The sequence below is a fragment of the Brachyspira catarrhinii genome (genome assembly GCF_005518285.1).
GTDB lineage: Bacteria > Spirochaetota > Brachyspiria > Brachyspirales > Brachyspiraceae > Brachyspira > Brachyspira catarrhinii.
On record NZ_SJDU01000319.1, the window covers coordinates 1 to 2,679 of the forward strand.

3 protein-coding genes are annotated in these 2,679 nt (G+C 30.2%); 1 reads left to right on the forward strand and 2 read right to left on the reverse strand.

What is annotated here, in order from left to right; all coding sequences use genetic code 11:
* Both EZH24_RS09930 and EZH24_RS09935 read right to left on the reverse strand, forming a co-directional pair.
* Positions 1-514 (reverse strand): glycine--tRNA ligase subunit alpha (locus EZH24_RS09930; protein ID WP_137998989.1); only part of this gene is annotated, 514 nt, incomplete at its 3' end.
* A 99-nt stretch (positions 515-613) separates the two neighbouring features.
* Positions 614-2,032 carry a DUF4132 domain-containing protein gene (locus EZH24_RS09935; RefSeq protein WP_137998990.1) on the reverse strand — a complete coding sequence of 473 codons (1,419 nt, stop codon included), beginning with the start codon at positions 2,030-2,032 and terminating at the stop codon, positions 614-616.
* A gap of 159 nt (positions 2,033-2,191) precedes the next feature.
* Here EZH24_RS09935 and EZH24_RS09940 point away from each other — a divergent pair.
* The coding region (locus EZH24_RS09940; protein ID WP_137998991.1) for an iron-containing alcohol dehydrogenase at positions 2,192-2,679 on the forward strand (488 nt) is incomplete at its 3' end.

Here is a 2,679-nt window from a genome sequence, read left to right on the forward strand (position 1 = left end):
AATTCGCTTCCAAAACTTCATCGTAAATTTCGAGTCCGTAAGTAATCTCGCCCGTTATAGGTTTTAAGTTTATTCCGCCAACGGCTTGAAAATAAGTGAATTGAGTTATTTCCATTCCGTCAAGCCAAACTTCCCAGCCCAATCCCCAAGCGCCGAGTGTGGGAGATTCCCAATCGTCATGAACAAAACGAATATCATGGTCTTTAAAGCTTATTCCCAAAGCTTCCAAACTTTCTATATATAAATCTTGAATATTTTCTGGCGAAGGCTTCATTATAACCTGATACTGATAATAATGCTGAAGTCTGTTAGGATTTTCCCCGTATCTTCCATCGGTTGGTCTTCTCGAAGGCTCGACATAAGCTACATTGAAAGGCTCGGGTCCTAAAGCTCTTAAAGCGGTAGCTGGATTGAAAGTTCCCGCTCCGACTTCCAAATCGTATCCTTGCTGAATTATACAATTATTGTCGCTCCAAAATTTATTTAGATTCATTATTAAATCGGTAAATGTCATAACTTTATCCATTAATTAATTTTTAATTATAATTTTATCTTAATATAATACAATAAAAAAATATTATATCAAGTTTAATTTAACGAAGTATTAATAATATTATTTCAAATAATTAGAAAGCATCAAATAAGCGCCATATTCGAATCTTTCGTCCGCATTTCTGAAATTTATTTTTATCTCAATCTCTTCGTTATTGTCGATTCCGTAATAAATGCTCGGAGTTAAAATTTCTATATAAGCTTCGTTATATGTGTCGAATAAATAATAACCGTATATTATTCCGCCGTCTCCGTTTTCCGTTTCCATATTTAATTTTGAAGCAAGCCATCTTATTGTTCCGACTGTGACAACAGATGGAATTTTTTTTATAATCTCTTCTTTAGTTTCCGTGGAAAGTTGATTGAAAGGCTGAACTATCTCGTAATCTTCAAGTTGTTTTTTCCATTTTTCTATAACTTCTTTTTTGGTTTCTATCGGGCTTATCAATCCGATTAAAATTTTTTCTTTTGATTTTATTTCTTCTATTTTTATTTCTTCATCGTCTTCGTTATTAAAACTGCCGTCTTCCATATATCTAAAAGTTTTTAATAATTTATTTTTTTTATCGTAAATTCCCCATATAAGTTTTATTGCAAATTCTTTCATTAACGGATTTCCAAAAAATAATTCTCTCCAATCTTTTAGCGTCCATTTTCTGCCGTCCATAAACGCAAATTGCAATCTTTCCGTTTGCATTTTTATCACTCGGTTAATTTCGCTTTTTAATTTTGAAAGTTCTTTTTTTGCGGACGCGGGAAAATCTTTTGGAAAAGTTTTGAATTCTTTATTTTTATATTCGTCCAATATAGAAAAGCTAAAATCGTCTTTTAAAATTATTTTAAATCTTTTTTTATCGTCTTCGCCTTCTACTATTCTTATTCCGTTTGCATCGAAGTCAAAATCTGGAATTATTTTATCGGCAAAAACTTCGAGAGGCATTTTCGCTTCTTTCGTAATCAAATTTAAAATCGCCTTGCAGGTGAGTCTAACCGTGTTTTGTTTGAATTTTTTTGAAGCTTCGTAAACCAAGTTCAAAGCGGTTTTCGTTCCGTTTAAAGCTATTGCCTCGAGCATAAAAGCAGCGTATTTGAATCTTGCGCTTGCAATCTCTTTCGCTTCTTTGTATAAATTATTAATCTGTTCGTTCGATGCGAATATGCAATAAGGATAAAGTATATTTTTTGTTTTATTGTCTTTTTTGCTTGCGATATAAATTTTTTCAAGCGAATCTCTGAAAGAATTTTCGTCCAAAGAATATCCTATATTGTCGACATTGTCCAATTTGATGATTTCTTTTAAGTTTAAATATTCTCCGATAATAAATCTTATTACTTTAGGCGAAACTGCGGCGCTTTTGTCTTTTAATAAAACTTTTGAAATATCTTCGTCTTTTATAAACGCCGTGAGTTTGTCGTATTTTTTATTATAATTTTTTTCTACAATATTATTTATTTCTTCTATATTTAAATATTTTTCCAAATTTTAATTTCCAAAAATTATTTATTATTATTGTTTAGTAGAATAATGCGATTTTATTTATAAGTCAATAATTAAATTAATAATTAAAATATAATAAAAATTTGTATTTATTTTTAATAATTATATAATCTTATCTTAAATTTAAATTTGGATGCAAGAATGAAAAAAGTAAAAGTAAAAATTAAAATAAAAAACGAAATCGATTATAATATTCTAATAAAAAACGGAATATTAAAAAATGTTGGAAAATTAGTAAAAAAATTATTAAACGGAGAGAGAGTTTTAATAGTTACAGACGAAATTGTCGGCAAATTATACGCGAGAAAAATTATAAAAAATTTGGAAAAAGAAAATATAATAGTTTCCGTATGCATATTGAGAAACGGAGAGGCGAATAAAAATATAGACGGAATTTCAAATATATATTTCAATTTGGCTCAAAGCGAATTAAGTCGAAAAGATATGATAATCGCTCTTGGCGGTGGAGTCGTTGGAGATATGTCGGGATATGCGGCTGCGACTTGGATGCGAGGAATCGATTTTATACAGATACCGACTACGCTTTTGGCTTGCGTTGATTCTTCGGTTGGAGGAAAAACGGGAATAAATATAAGAGATGGAGGAAAAACGGGAATAAATATAAGAGA